Genomic DNA, 15206 nt, shown 5'->3' with positions numbered 1-15206 from the left:
CCGGCCAGGTTCAGAGAAAGTCGTCGCGGCGCGGGGTGAAGCAGTCGATCAGCTCGCCCTCTTCCAGGCAGAGGCAGCCGTGCTCGACATGGCCGGGAATGATGAGGCTGTCGCCTTTCTGCAGGTCGTAGGCTTCGCCATCGCGGTAAAAGCGGAAACTGCCGCTGGCGACATAGGTGGATTGCACATGCGGATGGTTGTGCAGCTTGCCTTCGGCGCCGGTCTTGAAGCGGAACGAAACCACCATCAGCTCCGGCGCTTCGGAAAGCACGGTGCGTTCAACACCATCGTCGGGTGAAACGGTGGGGAATGTCGGAAGCTGCTGCATGTCGTTCTCCTCGGTCATGCGATGTCGTTCAAGCTTGAAATTCAGCGCGGCGCGCGCAGCATGGCGCGGTAACGCGTCTGGCTGCTTTTCAGGTGGTGGCGCATGGCGCTTCTTGCCGCCTCTTCGTCGCCGTCCTGTATCGCAATCAGGATCGCTTCGTGCTCACCGACAAGCCGGTTGAGGTCAGCGGGTGAAAGCACGGTTTCCTTGCCGTTTTCGGCAACGGCGCGGCGCGGAATGAGCGTTGGGCCAAGCACCTGTAGAAACTCGCTGAAGCGCGGATTGTTGGTTGCGTCGGCAACGGCCAGGTGAAAAGCGAAGTCGGCCTCTGCTGTCGGAATGCCCTTGGCGGCACTGGCGCGGAAGGCATCGAAGGCTTCGATGATTTTCTCCTCCTGCGCCGGGGAGCGGCGAACGGCCGCAAGACCGGCGGCATCACCTTCCACGGCGGTGCGCAGTTCGAGCATTTCGATCAGGGACGAGACGCGGGCAAGATCGACATTATGGAACGGCCGTCGCTCGACAGGCGCTGGCTCCAGCACGAAGACGCCCGCACCCTGACGCGGCTCGACCAGCCCGTCGGACCTCAGTGAGGCGATGGCCTCGCGCACCACGGTGCGGCTTACGCCGAATTCCTGCGTCATCTGCGCTTCGGAAGGCAGGCGCTCGCCTGTCTTATAACGGCCCTTGGCGATCTGGCTGCGGAGCTCCTCGGAAACCTTCACCACAAGCGTCTTGGCTTGCGGAGCTGCCGGTTCGGAGGTTATCGCTTTTGTCATTGTCATCGCCGTTCTAAAAAAGGGTGCAGGTTAGCGTCCGGTATTCCTCGATACGTCATTCGCGGTCCGGCTTGCAATCCCGCTGCACGCGCAGGAAAGACCGGTTATCATGCCTGTCGGTCCCGAATGGCATTTCACGTCGCCTTGAAGATCGGATTGTCGATGAAAACGCCGCCCTGAAAACGCGCCACCGCATCTTTAGGGTCTGGTTGCGGTGTTGTCTCGGCAATGTGCTGCCGGAAAGTCTCGGCGTTGTCCTTCGGTTTCCAGCCAAGCCAGCCGAGGTGGGAATTGTCCCACCAGCCCGCGTCATTGGCCGATGCGCCCCAGATGACCGGGCAGCCGAGCACCGGCGCGCGGAAAACCGCCTCGATCAGCGATACGAAATCATCCTGCGAAAACCAGGTCGACAACATACGGTGATTTTGCGGTTCCGGCGTGCAGGAGCCGATGCGGACCAGCGCCGTTTCCTGGCCGAATTTTTCGAAATACATGCGGGCGAGGCTTTCGCCGAAACATTTGGACACGCCGTAAAGACCGTCCGGCCGGAAGGGAACGTTGGGGCCAAGCCGCTCTGTCTGGGAATAATAACCGATCGTGTGATTGGAGCTGGCGAAGACGATTCGCGGCTGCCCATGGGCGCGGGCCGCCTCATAGAGGTTATAAAGCCCGATGATATTACCGTGAAGGATCTGCTCGAAAGGCCGCTCCACCGATATGCCGCCAAGATGGACGATGCCGTCACAATCGGCGACCATCGCATCGACGGCGCTGGCGTCGGCCAGATCGCATTGCACGCATTCCTCGTTCGGCCCGGCAGGATCGAGCGGCGAAAGATCGGCAAGACGCAATATCTCGGCCATGGGTGCGAGGCGCTTGCGCATGACGCGGCCGAGCTGGCCAGCCGCACCGGTAACAAGAAGCCGTTTCATTGCAATTCTCCCTAAACGAATGGACTGCGGATCATCGAGGCTGCGGGAAACCCCATTCAACGTCTCCGGCGTGGTCGAGATATCCAGGTTCCTCTTGACCTTGTCATACAGATCGTACAAAAAGCGGATAACATATATTATGTCCTATACGCAACAATCATGAAGGATGAGTTTGATGCTGACCGTCGAAACAAGGCAGGCCGTCAACCCGGAATATGCAAAAACGCTCGATACCGATGGGCTTCGCAAGCATTTCCTCGCCAACGACATGTTCCGTTCCGGCGAAATCAGGCTGATCTATACCCATTACGACCGTTTCGTCATGGGCGGCGCGGTGCCTGATGGTGCCCCGCTGATGCTGGACAAGGTCGAGGAAACCAAGACGCCGTCGTTCCTTGACAGGCGCGAGATGGGAATCGTCAATATCGGAGACACCGGCACCGTCAACGCTGGTGGCGAGACGTATACGCTCAATCGTGGCGACGTTCTGTATCTCGGTGCGGGAAGCGGTGCGGTGACCTTCGATGGCGCGGGCCGGTTCTACATCACTTCATGCCCGGCGCATCGCAGCCTGCCGGCAAAGCTCGTCAGCCTTGCCGACAGCAAGGAGGTCAAGCTTGGTGCGACCGAGACCTCCAACAAGCGCACAATCAACCAGTTCATCCACCCGCTGGTCATGGAAAGCTGCCAGCTCGTGCTCGGCTATACGACGCTAGAGGACGGCTCCGTCTGGAACACCATTCCGTCGCATATTCATGATCGCCGCATGGAGGCCTATCTCTATTTCGGCATGGATGAAAAGTCGCGCGTTCTGCACCTGATGGGTGAGCCGCAGGAAACGCGGCATCTCTTCATTTCCAACGAAGAGGGTGCCATTTCTCCGCCCTGGTCGATCCATTCCGGCGCTGGCATCGGCTCTTACACGTTCATCTGGGCCATGGCTGGAGACAATGTCGATTATACCGACATGGACTTCATCCAGCCGGGGGATCTGAAATGAAAAATCCCTTTTCGCTTCAAGGGCGTAAGGCGCTGGTGACGGGTGCCAATACGGGGCTTGGTCAAGCAATCGCCGTCGGCCTCGCCGCGGCCGGCGCGGAAGTTGTCTGCGCCGCCCGCCGCGCGCCGGACGAGACGCTGAACATGATCGCGAAGAACGGCGGCAAGGCCGCCGCATTGTCGATTGATTTTGCCGATCCACTCGCCGCCAGGGACAGCTTTGCCGACGCCGATTTCGATATTCTCGTCAACAATGCCGGCATCATTCGCCGCGCCGATTCCGTGGAGTTTTCAGAACTCGACTGGGATGAGGTGATGGACGTCAATCTCAAGGCGCTGTTTTTCACCACGCAGGCCTTCGCCAAGGAATTGCTGGCGAAAGGTCGTCCGGGCAAGGTAGTCAATATCGCCTCGCTACTGTCGTTTCAGGGCGGCATCCGCGTACCGTCCTATACGGCGGCGAAGCATGGCGTTGCGGGTCTGACCAAGCTTCTGGCAAATGAGTGGGCCGCGAAGGGCATCAACGTCAATGCCATTGCGCCCGGTTACATCGAAACCAACAATACCGAGGCGTTGCGGGCGGATGCTGCCCGCAACAAGGCCATTCTCGAGCGTATCCCGGCAGGCCGCTGGGGGCATTCTGAAGACATCGCCGGGGCGGCGGTTTTCCTCGCCTCGCCGGCGGCCGACTACGTGCATGGCGCCATCCTCAATGTCGATGGTGGCTGGCTGGCGCGCTAATGTGCGCCGGTTTTCAAAATTCATCATATAACTTGTATGATGACTTGTTGACAAATATGCGCCAAGCGGTTTAGGTGGCTTCCAGTCAGTGAACTTGCAGAGGAATACGGATTATGAACCCTGAACAAATCAAGGCGGCGCTTGGCTCCGGCCTGCTCTCCTTCCCGGTAACGCATTTTGATTCCGAGGGTCGTTTTGCGGCCGATAGCTACAGGGCGCATGTCGAATGGCTTGCCGGTTACAAGGCGCCGGTGCTGTTTGCCGCCGGCGGTACGGGCGAGTTCTTCTCGCTGAAGCCGGATGAAATCCCTGCTATCGTTTCGGCTGCCAAGGAAGTGGCCGGTGAAACGGCAATCGTTTCCGGCTGCGGCTACGGCACCGAAGTTGCGGTTGATATCGCACGCTCGGTAGAAAAAGTCGGTGCTGATGGCATCCTGCTTCTGCCGCATTACCTCATCGATGCGCCGCAGGAAGGCCTTTACGCGCACATCAAGAAAATATGCCAGTCGGTCGGCATCGGCGTCATGGTTTATAACCGCGACAATTCGGTGCTTCAGGCGGATACGCTGGCGCGTCTCTGCGATGAGTGCCCGAACCTCGTCGGCTTCAAGGACGGCACCGGTGATATCGGTCTCGTTCGCCAGATCACCGCCAAGATGGGTGACCGCCTGATGTATCTCGGCGGCATGCCGACGGCGGAACTGTTTGCCGAAGCCTATCTCGGCGCCGGTTTCACCACCTATTCCTCGGCCGTCTTCAACTTCGTGCCGGGCCTTGCCAACGAGTTCTATGCGGCGCTGCGGGCCGGCGAGCGCGCCACCTGCGAACGCATCCTGACGGAATTCTTCTATCCGTTCATGGCGATCCGCAATCGCGCCAAGGGTTACGCTGTCTCCGCCATCAAGGCTGGCGTTCGCCTGCAGGGCTTTGATGCGGGTCCAGTGCGCGCGCCGCTGAAGGATCTGACGAATGAGGAAATCGGCATGCTCGATGCCCTGATCGGCACGCACAAGCGCAAGGTGTGATCAAGGTATAACGGGAGGGGAACGATGAAGATCACAGCGGTGCGCACGCATCTGCTCGAACATCGGCTGGCCACGCCGTTTGAAAGCGCATCCATGCGCTTTGACCGGCGTGCCCACGTTCTGGTCGAAATCGAATGCGATGACGGGACAGTCGGCTGGGGCGAATGCCTCGGTCCGGCGCGACCGAACGCCGCCGTGGTTCAGGCCTATTCCGGTTGGCTTATTGGCCAGGATCCCCGCCAGACCGAAAAGATCTGGGCTGTGCTTTACAATGCCCTGCGCGACCAGGGCCAGCGCGGCCTCAGCATTACAGCCCTGTCCGGTATCGATATCGCGCTGTGGGATATCAAGGGAAAGCATTACGGCACCTCCATCTCCATGCTGCTCGGCGGGCGCTGGCGCGAAAGCGTGCGCGCCTATGCCACCGGCAGCTTCAAGCGTGATGGGGTCGACCGCATCTCCGACAATGCCAATGAGATGGCTGAGCGCCGTGCAGAGGGTTTTCACGCCTGCAAGATCAAGATCGGTTTCGGCATCGAGGAGGATCTTGCGGTCATTGCCGCCGTGCGCGAAGCGATCGGGCCGGATATGCGGCTGATGATCGACGCCAATCACGGCTATACCGTTACCGAAGCCATCGCGCTCGGCAATCGTGCGGCTGAATACGGCATCGACTGGTTCGAGGAGCCGGTGGTTCCGGAGCAGCTCGATGCCTATGCCCGCGTGCGGGCGGGCCAACCAATCCCGGTTGCGGGAGGCGAGACCTGGCACGGGCGTTACGGCATGTGGCAGGCGCTTTCCGCCGGTGCCGTGGATATTCTCCAACCAGACCTCTGCGGTTGCGGCGGCTTTTCCGAAACGCAGAAGATTGCCACGCTTGTCACGCTGCACGGCGTGCGCATTGTGCCGCATGTGTGGGGCACGGGCGTGCAGATCGCCGCTGCCCTGCAGTTCATGGCCGCGATGGTGCCCGATCCGGTGCGGGTAAACCCCATCGAGCCGATCATGGAGTTCGATCGGACGCATAATCCGTTCCGTCAGGCCGTGCTGCAACAGCCGATAGAGGCGGTGAACGGTGTCGTCGCCATTCCCGATGGTCCCGGTCTGGGCATCGAGATCAACCGCGACGCACTCGTTGAATTCAGGATGCCGCAGCCATGAGCGAACTTGTCAGAAAACTAAGCGGGACACCGCCGCAGCCAGCATTTCCGAAAGGGGCGGTCGATACTCAGATGCATATGTATCTGCCCGGTTATCCAGCCTTGCCGGGTGGGCCGGGCCTGCCGCCGGGTGCGCTGCCGGGGCCTGAGGATTATCGCCAGCTCATGCAATGGCTCGGCATCGACCGCGTCATCATCACCCAGGGCAACGCCCAGCAGCGAGATAATGGCAACACGCTGGCCTGCGTGGCAGAAATGGGCGAGGCAGCCCGCGCGGTGGTGATTATCGATGAGAAGACGACTGAAAAGGACATGGAAAGACTTGCCGCTGCCGGTGCCGTGGGCGCCCGTATCATGGATCTGCCTGGCGGCGCGGTGAGCCTATCGGAACTGGAAGCGGTGGATCAGCGTGCCCATGCGGCCGACTGGATGGTGGCAGTTCAGTTCGACGGCAATGGGCTTCTCGATCATTTGTCGCGTCTTGAAAAAATCCGTTCGCGCTGGGTGTTCGACCACCATGGTAAATTCTTCAGGGGTATCGACACGGATGGCCCGGAAATGGCGGCACTTTTGAAGCTCATCGATCGCGGCAATCTCTGGTTCAAGTTTGCCGGTGTTTATGAAAGTTCGCGCGACGCCTGGCCCTATGAAGATGTTGCGGCCTTTTCGCGCCGTATCGCTGCCCATGCGCCGGAGCGGATCGTCTGGGGGACGAACTGGCCGCACAATTCGGTCCGCGAGACGGCTGCCTATCCGGATGATGCCCGCCTTGCGGAGCTCACACTCGGCTGGCTGCCGGACGATGCGGCCCGTCACCGAGCGCTGGTGGAAAATCCAGAAGCCCTGTTCAAGCTGCCGCCACTCAAGGCGGTGTAGTTTCAATTCGGGATGGTTGGGGAAACGGAGGTCCCCATCATCCTTTGCAGATGAAAGGTCTTTGCATGCCGGCCCGGATGGGCGTGAAAAATTCGGTCCGTTAGCCTTGGAGGGGTGGGGCCGCTGTTACAACGGAGGAGGAAGAAATGAAAAAGATTGCAAGCATGATGTGCATCGCGATGGGGATCGCGCTGTCAGGCGTTTCCGCCAAGGCGCAGGAAATCACCCTGCGCTCGGCCGATATTCATCCCGACGGTTATCCGACGGTTGAAGCCGTGAAATATATGGGCGAACTTCTGTCGGAACGCTCCAATGGCCGCATCAAGGTGCAGGTCATGAACAATTCGGTTCTCGGCGGTGAGAAGGATACCATCGAGCAGACCCGCTTCGGCGTCATCGACATGAACCGCGTCAACGCTGCGCCTTTCAACAATCTCGTCAAGGAAACCACCGTTCTCGGCCTGCCTTTCCTGTTCCGTTCGACGGAACACATGCACAATACCGTAGACGGCCCGATCGGCGATGAGGTTCTGGCAGCTTTCGAACCGCACGGCCTGATCGGTCTTGCCTTTTACGATTCCGGTGCGCGTTCCTTCTACACAACCAAGAAGCCCATCGAAAAACTGGCGGACCTGAAGGGCCTCAAAATCCGCGTGCAGCAATCGGATCTGTGGATCTCGATGATGCAGGCGTTTGGCGCCAACCCTACGCCGATGCCGATGGGCGAGGTTTACTCCTCGCTTGAAACAGGCGTTGTCGATGGTGCGGAAAACAACTGGCCGTCCTACGAATCCGCCCGTCACTATGAAGTGGCGAAGAACTATTCGCTGACGGAACATTCCCTCAATCCGGAAATCCTCGTCATCTCCAAGATTTCCTATGACAAGCTGTCGCCGGAAGATCAGAAGCTGCTGCGTCAGGCAGCCAAGGATTCCGTTGGCAAGATGCGTGAATTGTGGAGTGCGCGCGAAAAGGCCTCGGAAGAAAAAGTACGCGCCGGTGGCGCCAACGTCATCAAGGTCAATAAGGAAGAGTTCGCCGCCGCGATGGGGCCGGTCTACGACAAGTTCGTCACCGATCCGAAAATGAAAGACCTTCTTGAGCGGGTAAAAGCCGTCAAGTGACATAGGGAAAACCGGCTCTGGCAACAGGGCCGGTTTTCTTTTGTCGTCATTGGTCTGAGGTTGGAGGAGGAAGGCAAATGCGAAACTTCATGCGGGCGATCCGCCCATTTCTCGGCGCGCTCAGCCGTGCGTCACTTTACATCGCCGGCGTCGGCATGGTCGCCATGACCCTTATCGTCGGCTGGCAGGTGTTTGCCCGTTATATCCTGAATGATTCACCAAGTTGGTCCGAGCCGCTGTCGCTTCACCTCATGTCATGGTTCATCATGCTGGGGGCGGCGGTGGGCGTGCGTGAAAGCGTGCATCTGGGGCTGGATATTCTGCGCTATATGATGCCGCCGCGCATACAGGCGGCGATGGACCTGACCAGTCTGGCACTGATCTTCTTTTTCGGGGTTGGCATGTGCTGGTACGGAACCGTCCTCTCTGCCGGAACATGGACGGCGACGATCCCTGTTCTTGGATGGCCGGGCGGCATGGATTTCTTCCCGCTGATCGGTGGCGGTTTTCTGATCGCGCTGTTTGCAGCCGAACGCTTTATCGATCTCGTCATCGGCGAGGAAATCGCGGCGGATGTGTTTGTGCAGGAGGCCGCGTAAATGGCTTACACAATCCTCTTCGGTGTCTTCACCCTTCTGATGCTGATCGGTACGCCGATTGCGTTCTGCCTCGGCATTGCCTCCTTCGCCACCGTTCTTTATCTCGGCCTGCCGCCTATCGTGGTCTTCCAGCAGATGAACTCCGGCATGAACGTGTTTGCGATGATGGCGATCCCGTTCTTCATCTTCGCGGGTGACCTCATGGTCCGCGGCGGTATAGCTCATCGTCTGATCCGTTTTGCGGCCGGTCTTGTCGGTCATCTGCGCGGCGGTCTGGGGCAGGTCAACATCGTCGCTTCGACATTGTTCGGCGGCATTTCCGGCTCGGCTGTCGCCGACGCCTCGGCCGTTGGTGGCCTGATGATCCCGCAAATGGCCAAGCGCGGTTATGACCGGGATTACGCCGTCAACGTCACTGTCAACGCCGCCATCATCGCGCTGATGATCCCGCCTTCGCACAATATGATACTTTATTCGATCGCGGCGGGTGGCAATGTTTCGGTGGCCGATCTCTTCACCGCCGGCATCATTCCAGGCCTGCTGCTTGCTGCGGCCCTGATGGTCACCGCCTATATCGTCGCGCGGCGCAAGGGTTACCCGTCCGAGCCGTTTCCCGGCTTTTCGAAGCTGATGTATTATCTTCTGGCGTCCTTTCCCGGCATTCTGTTGATCGGCATCATCTTCGGCGGCGTTCGTTCGGGTATCTTCACCGCGACGGAGAGCTCCTGCATTGCCGTTCTCTACGCTTTCCTTGTTGCCATGCTTGTCTATCGTGAGCTGGACTGGAGCGGTTTCGTGGAAGCGGTGATGGGGGCGGTTCGTACGACAGCGATGGTTCTGCTCGTCATCGGCACGGCTGCGTCGTTCGGCTGGTTGATGGCGTTTCTGCAGGTACAGACACTGATGATCGCGACAATCAGCGCGATTTCGGACAATCCGATTATCGTGCTTCTGGTCATCAACGTCATTCTGCTCTTACTCGGCACTTTCATGGATATGGCGCCTATGGTCATCATTTCCACGCCGGTGCTTCTGCCTGTCGTGAAGGCCTTCGGCATCGATCCCGTGCATTTCGGTGTCGTGATGATCCTGAACGCCGGTATCGGTCTCAATACGCCGCCGGTCGGAACGGTGCTCTTCGTGGGATGTGCGGTTGGCGGCATAACGATACGGGAAGCGATGCGAACGATCTGGCCGTTCTTCGGCGCCAGCATAGCCGTGCTGCTCGCCGTCACCTATATTCCGTCGCTTTCACTCTGGTTGCCGTCACTTTTCCGGTAGTTCCAAAGCTTTATCGCAAGAAGGCCCCGCTATGCCGGGGCCTTTTGCATTTCGGTGGCAAGCAGCCTCTGCTGTTCGTGCTCGTCAAACGCCATCAGATTGCCGTGCCTGCTGCGGCGTATCCTGTTCATGTGGTCGCGGGGGCTCAACCCCAATGTGCGCTTGAACATCCGCGAAAAATAATAGGGATCTCCATAACCCACTTCTGCCGCCGCAGCCGCAACTGAAAGCCCGGCTTCAAGAAAATGCATGGCACGTTCCATGCGTTTGAATTCCTGATACTTCCTCGGCGTGCGCCCCACCCGTTTCTGGAACTCACGCAGGAAATAGTCGCGATTATAGGGGGCTGCGTCGGTCGCCCTTGCGGCGATTTCAGGGTCGAGCGGATTGGCGGAAATCATCGTGATCGCTTTCATGACAGCCAGATCCAGGGCTTCGGCACCTTCCGGCTGGAAACTCGGACGGTCGACCCATCCGAGAAATGCATCATCGATAAATGCGATCAGCAACACCATGAACAGGTGATGCTGGCCAAGCGTGACAGAGGAGGGCGGAGCGCTCTGCCGATAGTGGCGCACCAGCGGCTCCAGCAGCGGCCAGCGGCTCAGCGAAAGTTTCGGCTTGAGGTCCATCTGCGCGACAAGGTTGTGACGACCGTAAATATCCAACGTGAAATGCTGTGCCACTCCCCGATAGGTGACGGCCTGTTCATTCCAGCCGATAAAATGCTGCCCCCTGAAAATCAGCATGGCGTCGCCAGGCTCCAGCACCCGTGCTTCACCGTCCACGAGATAATGCCCGCGACCCTCCAGGCAGATAATGAGATCGTCCACCTGATTGGATTTGTCGATCTGCCAGGTGCGGGAGTGCTCCATCTTGATCGTGGCGCGCGTGAGATTAAGCGTGAGCGCCGCAGGCGGAACGGACGAGAGAATACCACCTTCGATTTCGTCCATCTTTTTCCTCGTCTTTGTTAATTCACCTTGGCTCGGAAATTTGGTTTTGTCACCTCACAAACTGCTAATGCGCGCCGTATCAATGAGGGAGGAGATCGGCTGCGGCGAGAAATCGCGCCATCATGCGCCCGCCGTCAGCCGTTCCGGGAGAATCACTTGCACGAAATTGTATTCTGTTATCCGCGCCTTTCCGGGGTGGGGGAGGAGCGTCATGAAATCTAATCGCTTCCTCGGGCTGGGATATCTGACGCCCTACATCATCGGACTTCTGGTTTTCACGGCGATCCCGTTTCTGGGTTCCCTGTATCTCAGCTTCACCCGCTACGACCTGATGAGTGACCCCACATGGGCGGGACTGGCCAATTACGAGCGGCTTTTCACCCGTGATCGCACGTTCATGAAATCCCTGAACGTCACCCTGTTTTATGTGTTTCTGACGGTGCCGTTGAAGCTTGCCTTCGCGCTGTTCATCGCAGCGATACTCAATTACAAGCTGCAATTCATCAATTTTTTCCGCACCGCCTTTTACGTTCCGTCCATCCTCGGCGGTTCGATCGCGATTGCGGTGCTGTGGCGCTACATCTTCGCCAGCGAAGGGCTGGCCAACATGGCGCTGGCGGCAATCGGCTTGTCGCCGGTCGACTGGTTTGGCGATCCCGCCAATGCGCTTTTTACAATTACGCTGCTGCGCTGCTGGCAGTTCGGTTCGGCCATGGTGATCTTTCTCGCCGCGCTGCAATCCATCGACAAGTCGCTTTATGAGGCAGCGGCAATCGACGGCGCAGGCAAGGTAAAGACGTTCTTTTTCATCACCCTGCCGCTTCTGACGCCGGTCATCTTTTTCAACCTGATCATGCAGATGGTGCAGGCATTCCAGGAGTTTAACGGGCCTTACATCATCACCCAGGGCGGGCCGTTGAAGTCTACCTATCTGCTGCCTCTCTATATTTACGATGAGGCTTTTAAGAAGTTCAACATGGGCTATGCCTCCGCCATCGCCTGGGTTCTTTTCACCATCATCACCGTGCTGACCCTCGTGGCCTTCTGGTCCTCGAAAAAGTGGGTCTATTACGCCGGCGACAAGCGGAATTGATGCCATGACCGATATCGCAACCTTAAACGACATGCAGGCCGCCCGCCGGGCAAGGCTCCGGCTGTTATCGACCTCTGTCCGGTACACGCTGCTGTTCGCGGTCGGCTTCATCATGCTCTATCCGCTGATCTGGCTGGTCGGCGCAAGCTTCAAGACCAATTCCGAGATCTTTTCCGGTGCAGGTTTCATTCCTGAGACGCCAACGCTGGACGGTTACATCCGCGGCTGGGAGACTTCCACGCCCTACACCTTCGGCCGGTTTTTCTGGAATTCGTTCTTGATCATCCTGCCGAAGGTCATCGGAACGGCGATTTCCTGCACCATGGCGGCCTATGCCTTTGCGCGCTTCGATTTTCCGCTGAAGAAAATCCTGTTTGGCTCTGTCATCGCCATCCTGCTTTTGCCCAATGTCGTAACCCGCATTCCACAATATATCCTGTTTCGTGACCTCGGCTGGCTGGATAGTTTCCTGCCGCTATGGGTTCCCTCGGCACTAGCCGGTGATGCCTTCTTCGTCTTCATGCTTGTGCAGTTCCTGCGCTCGCTGCCCTCGGATATGGAGGAAGCCGCCCGTGTGGATGGCGCCAACAGTCTGCAGACGCTGGTTTACATCGTCGTGCCGATGCTGGCGCCGGCGCTGATCTCGGTCTGCCTTTTCCAGTTCATGTGGACGATGAACGACTTTCTGGGACCGCTGATCTACCTGTCCTCGGTCGATAAATATCCGGTGAGCCTGGCGCTCAAACTCTCCATCGACACCACCGAAGCCTTCGAATGGAACCGCATCCTGGCGATGTCGGTGCTGACGATCGCGCCTGCGCTCGTCGTGTTTTTCGCGGCGCAACGGTATTTCATTGAAGGGATCTCGTCTGGCGGGGTCAAGGGCTGAAAATGGCAAGCGTTCAACTTAAAAATCTCGAAAAAGTCTATGGCGGCAGCTTCAAGGCCGTGCACGGCATCAATCTCGAAATCGAGGACGGCGAGTTCATGGTCTTCGTCGGCCCGTCCGGCTGCGCCAAATCCACCACGCTGCGCATGGTGGCGGGGCTGGAGGAAATCACCGGCGGTGAAATCCTCATCGGAGATCAGCGCGTCAACGACCTGCCGCCCGGCAAGCGCTCCATTGCCATGGTGTTCCAGAACTATGCGCTCTATCCGCATATGAAGGTGCGCGGCAATCTTGCTTTTGGCCTCAAGATTGCCGGTGTTGCCAAGCCCGAGATCGAGAAGGCAATCGACAATGTCGCGCGCATTCTCGAAATCGAGCCCTTGCTGGATCGTCTGCCGAAACAGCTTTCCGGCGGGCAGGCGCAACGTGTTGCTTTGGGCCGCGCCCTCATCAAGAAACCGGGCGTGTTCCTGTTCGATGAGCCCCTTTCGAATCTCGATGCGAAGCTGCGCGCTTCCATGCGTGTGCGCATTACCGATCTGCATCGCCAGCTGAAGGCGGAGGGCCTCTCTTCGACCGTCGTCTACGTGACGCACGATCAGACGGAAGCCATGACCATGGGCGACCGTATCTGCGTCATGCAGGCCGGGCGCATCATGCAGGTCGCCACGCCGAAGGAACTCTACAACCGGCCCGGCAATCTGTTCGTCGCCGGTTTCATTGGCATGCCGGAAATGAACCTTGTGGATGTGGCGATCGACGGGGCGGAGTTCGTCATCGGTGGGCAACGTCTTCCGATAGGCGACCATCTGGAAAAGCGGCTTTCAGCCAGACCGGCAGACGCCGTCATCGGCATCCGTCCGCAGCATCTTTCGCTCGCCGGTGAGGCCGATGGGCCGGCGCTGCAGGCGAAACTGACCAACGCCGAATTCATGGGGCACGAGGTCTATCTGCATGCCGATCTGGGCGGACAGAAGCTCGTGAGCGTGGTGGGAGCAGCCGAATTCGAGGCGCTTGGGCGCGACGGCATTCTGCGACTGAAGCCGGACCCCGAGAAGCTGCATATTTTCGACAAGGCCGATGGCCGCAATGTCTCGCTGTGAGGAGGGGACGAGCGTGCCTGATTTTTCGAGGAGGAGAAGAACAATGAAGATGACGAGAACAATGGCGATGCTGGCCGGTGCTGCCTATCTGGCCACCGTGGCTGCGCCTGCGGCGGGTGCCGCGGAACTGCGTATGTCGTGGTGGGGCGGCGAAAGCCGTCATGTCGCCACCCAGAAGGCAATTGCCGCCTGCGGTGAAAAATACGGCCACACGGTCAAAGGTGAGTTTACCGGCTTCGACGGATATCTGGAAAAACTGACCACGCAAATGGCAGGCAAGACGGAGGCTGATATCGTTCAGGTGAACTGGCCATGGCTGCCGCTGTTTTCCAAGAATGGTGAAGGTTTTGCTGATCTGCGTCAGCTGAAACCTCTCGATCTTTCGCAATGGGCCGAGACGGATCTGGAAGCGGGTTCTATGAACGGAGTGCTTCAGGGCCTTTCAGTCTCCACCACCGGCCGCGTGTTTTTTTTCAACGCCACCACCTTCGAGAAGGCTGGTGTTGAAATCCCCAAGACATGGGATGAATTCTTCGCGGCAACAAAAACCATCAAGGAAAAGCTCGGCAAGGATCATTACACCTTCAATGCCGTAAAGGAGACTGCCCAGCTTCTCGTGACACTCGCCGTGGTGCAGAAAACCGGCAAGGATCTGGTCGACCCCAAGACCAACCGTGTCGCCTGGACGTCGGAGGAACTGGCGGAAGGTATCTCGTTCGTCGGCAAGCTGGTAGAAACCGGCTCCATTCGCTCCCAGAAAGAGGAAGCGGCCGATGGCAACGTCAATCTTTATGAAAAGCCGTCCTGGTCCGAAGGCCGTATCGCTGGTTCCTATGAATGGGATTCCACCTATTCGAAATATGCCGATCCCCTAAAGGATGGGCAGGTGCTGAAACCCGTGCCGATGCTGAAGCTCGCCGATGCCGTAACGGAAGGCGTTTATCGCAAGCCTTCCATGGTCTTTTCGATCTCGAAAAACTCGAAGAACCCTGAAGCGGCCGCGCAAATCCTGAACTGCCTGCTGAACGAGCCTGAGGGCATCGATGCGCTTGGCACGTCTCGCGGCCTGCCTGCTTCCAAGGCTGCGGCGCAGCGTCTGGGCGACAAGGGTGAGCCGGAAGTGCGCGCCGCCAACGCCATCGTCATGACGGCATCTGGACCGGTAGTTTCGCCCTTCAACGAACATCCGGAAATCCGCTCCGGCTTCATCGATACGCTGGAGGAATATGCCTATGGCCAGCTGACGGCGGAAGAGGCGGCTGAGCAGATCATCGATACCACCAATGACGTTCTGGCCAAATTCGATTGACGACAATGGCCC

Annotated in this window: 16 protein-coding genes; 12 read left to right on the top strand and 4 right to left on the bottom strand. The window is 58.6% G+C overall.

Annotated features, from left to right (window positions below; all coding sequences use genetic code 11):
* Positions 1–10: 10 nt before the first annotated feature.
* The 3 genes from ACQZ6D_RS09105 to ACQZ6D_RS09095 all read right to left on the bottom strand — a co-directional run bounded on the left by ACQZ6D_RS09105 (position 11) and on the right by ACQZ6D_RS09095 (position 2039).
* A complete protein-coding gene (locus ACQZ6D_RS09105; RefSeq protein ID WP_003517929.1) occupies positions 11–328 on the bottom strand; it encodes a cupin domain-containing protein in 318 nt (105 codons plus the stop codon).
* Between the two features lie 41 nt (positions 329–369).
* Positions 370–1107, bottom strand: coding sequence for a FadR/GntR family transcriptional regulator (locus ACQZ6D_RS09100; protein WP_003517927.1), 738 nt, complete (start codon positions 1105–1107; stop codon positions 370–372).
* 134 nt (positions 1108–1241) lie between these two features.
* Positions 1242–2039: an NAD-dependent epimerase/dehydratase family protein gene (locus ACQZ6D_RS09095; protein WP_065705287.1), complete on the bottom strand. Its 798-nt coding sequence runs from the start codon at positions 2037–2039 to the stop codon at positions 1242–1244.
* 175 nt (positions 2040–2214) lie between these two features.
* On the opposite strand from ACQZ6D_RS09095, the gene kduI reads away from it, so the two are divergent.
* The 8 genes from kduI to ACQZ6D_RS09055 all read left to right on the top strand — a co-directional run bounded on the left by kduI (position 2215) and on the right by ACQZ6D_RS09055 (position 9844).
* Positions 2215–3039 (top strand): 5-dehydro-4-deoxy-D-glucuronate isomerase, encoded by an 825-nt coding sequence (kduI, locus tag ACQZ6D_RS09090; RefSeq protein WP_003517924.1) that lies wholly within the window; start codon positions 2215–2217, stop codon positions 3037–3039.
* Complete coding sequence (kduD, locus tag ACQZ6D_RS09085) at positions 3036–3779, top strand: 2-dehydro-3-deoxy-D-gluconate 5-dehydrogenase KduD (RefSeq protein WP_065663049.1); 744 nt, start codon at positions 3036–3038, stop codon at positions 3777–3779. The genes kduI and kduD overlap by 4 nt, the downstream gene beginning before the upstream one ends.
* A gap of 113 nt (positions 3780–3892) precedes the next feature.
* Entirely contained in the window at positions 3893–4804 is a 912-nt protein-coding gene (kdgD, locus tag ACQZ6D_RS09080; RefSeq protein WP_003517921.1) for a 5-dehydro-4-deoxyglucarate dehydratase, read from the top strand.
* A gap of 24 nt (positions 4805–4828) precedes the next feature.
* A complete protein-coding gene (locus tag ACQZ6D_RS09075; protein ID WP_111842051.1) occupies positions 4829–5965 on the top strand; it encodes a D-galactarolactone cycloisomerase in 1137 nt (378 codons plus the stop codon).
* On the top strand, positions 5962–6840 hold the full coding sequence (locus ACQZ6D_RS09070) for an amidohydrolase family protein (RefSeq protein ID WP_112154408.1): 879 nt from the start codon (positions 5962–5964) through the stop codon (positions 6838–6840). The genes ACQZ6D_RS09075 and ACQZ6D_RS09070 overlap by 4 nt, the downstream gene beginning before the upstream one ends.
* Before the next feature lie 146 nt (positions 6841–6986).
* Positions 6987–7964: a TRAP transporter substrate-binding protein gene (locus ACQZ6D_RS09065; protein ID WP_003517915.1), complete on the top strand. Its 978-nt coding sequence runs from the start codon at positions 6987–6989 to the stop codon at positions 7962–7964.
* Positions 7965–8041: 77 nt separating this feature from the next.
* The gene (locus ACQZ6D_RS09060; RefSeq protein ID WP_013761414.1) at positions 8042–8563 is read left to right on the top strand and encodes a TRAP transporter small permease; all 522 of its coding nucleotides are present in this window, start codon (positions 8042–8044) and stop codon (positions 8561–8563) included.
* Positions 8564–9844 carry a TRAP transporter large permease gene (locus ACQZ6D_RS09055; protein WP_003517912.1) on the top strand — a complete coding sequence of 427 codons (1281 nt, stop codon included), beginning with the start codon at positions 8564–8566 and terminating at the stop codon, positions 9842–9844.
* A gap of 29 nt (positions 9845–9873) precedes the next feature.
* Here the strand turns inward: ACQZ6D_RS09055 and ACQZ6D_RS09050 are convergent, their stop codons facing one another.
* A complete protein-coding gene (locus ACQZ6D_RS09050; RefSeq protein WP_019566472.1) occupies positions 9874–10800 on the bottom strand; it encodes an AraC family transcriptional regulator in 927 nt (308 codons plus the stop codon).
* A 211-nt stretch (positions 10801–11011) separates the two neighbouring features.
* Between ACQZ6D_RS09050 and ACQZ6D_RS09045 the strand changes: the two genes are divergently transcribed.
* From ACQZ6D_RS09045 to ACQZ6D_RS09030, 4 genes are read left to right on the top strand one after another with little or no spacing between them, the layout of a single operon-like run.
* Complete coding sequence (locus tag ACQZ6D_RS09045; RefSeq protein WP_003517909.1) at positions 11012–11893, top strand: carbohydrate ABC transporter permease; 882 nt, start codon at positions 11012–11014, stop codon at positions 11891–11893.
* A 4-nt stretch (positions 11894–11897) separates the two neighbouring features.
* Positions 11898–12782 carry a carbohydrate ABC transporter permease gene (locus ACQZ6D_RS09040; RefSeq protein WP_019566471.1) on the top strand — a complete coding sequence of 295 codons (885 nt, stop codon included), beginning with the start codon at positions 11898–11900 and terminating at the stop codon, positions 12780–12782.
* A gap of 2 nt (positions 12783–12784) precedes the next feature.
* Positions 12785–13885, top strand: coding sequence for a sn-glycerol-3-phosphate ABC transporter ATP-binding protein UgpC (locus ACQZ6D_RS09035; RefSeq protein WP_112154409.1), 1101 nt, complete (start codon positions 12785–12787; stop codon positions 13883–13885).
* 43 nt (positions 13886–13928) lie between these two features.
* Positions 13929–15194, top strand: a complete 1266-nt coding sequence (locus ACQZ6D_RS09030; RefSeq protein WP_112154410.1) for an ABC transporter substrate-binding protein — start codon at positions 13929–13931, stop codon at positions 15192–15194.
* Positions 15195–15206 lie beyond the last annotated feature (12 nt).

It is taken from the genome of Agrobacterium sp. 22-3639C2 (assembly GCF_053522105.1).
This window is presented reverse-complemented; position numbering and strand designations above follow the sequence as displayed.